This window comes from Bowmanella denitrificans, from assembly GCF_002887595.1.
Classification (GTDB): domain Bacteria; phylum Pseudomonadota; class Gammaproteobacteria; order Enterobacterales; family Alteromonadaceae; genus Bowmanella; species Bowmanella denitrificans.
In genome coordinates this window covers 1-1025 of record NZ_PEBU01000039.1, presented here as the reverse complement: position 1 = coordinate 1025, position 1025 = coordinate 1, and the positions used below count along the sequence as shown (strand labels likewise).

The following is a 1025-nucleotide window of genomic DNA, read 5'->3' as shown; positions in this document are numbered from 1 at the left end:
CCCGCTAAAGCGGTGGAACAACTGCAGGCGCAGTTTGACCAGGCTGAACAGTTAACCGAAGCCCAGGTTACCACTGCCATTAACAACATGAAGGAATTGCTGGGCAGTGTTACCGATACCGGGCGGCCTAATATGCCCGACGGTGGTGCCCGTTATGGCAATGTTGACGACGGCCATCAGCTAATTGAGGCGCTTTTCAACGACGACGACCACAACGTAACCAGCATTCGCCAGGTTTACCTGGATTGTACCGGCGACAGGCACTTTACCGGTAGGATCATTGACTGCAGCCGCACCCGTATGGCAGAGGCCCTGGACAGCACCAGTTTCCCGGATGCGCTGGGTGAGTTCTTTCATAAGCGGCTGCTGGAACTGTATAAGCAGGCCACCATTTATGATGTTTGGGGGCCGCTGGTTGACATTGTGTCGGCCAATGATTTTCGCGACCAGACCCGTGTCATGATTGGTGGCTATGGCGACCTGGCCGCCGTCGCCGAATCTGGTGCTTACCCGGCCCTGGCATCACCAGGTGACGCCAAAGAACGCTACAGGGTCAGCAAAAAGGGCGGTACCGAAAAGATCACCCTGGAGATGATCGCCAACGACGACATTGGTGCCATTAAGAAAATCCCGGGCAAAATGAACATGGCCGCTAAGCGCACCTTGTCGAAGTTTGTGTTTAGCATGGTTACCAGTAACCCGGTAATGGGTGACGGCAAGGCCTGGTTCCATACTGACCACGCTAACCTGGCAACTACCGCCTTTTCCGGTGCAGCCTATGCGGCAGCGCGGCTGGCCATGATGCGCCAGGTTGAACCTGGCAGCGACGCCGAACTGGGACTAATGCCCCGCAACCTGTGGGTACCACCAGAACTTGAGGAAACGGCGGCCGACACCTTTAAGCGCGACACCAACCTCGATGCCACGTTTGTGCAAAGCCTGAAGCCGCAGATCATCCCGGTCTGGTGCTGGCAAGACCCTAACGACTGGTTGGTAACCTGTGATAGCGCCGAGCAAACCATTAT

Annotated in this window: 1 protein-coding gene; it reads left to right on the top strand. The window is 56.2% G+C overall.

What is annotated here, in order from left to right; translation table 11 throughout:
- Nucleotides 1-1025: phage major capsid protein (locus CSR04_RS25085; protein WP_216362633.1), on the top strand; the 1025-nt coding region annotated here is incomplete at both ends.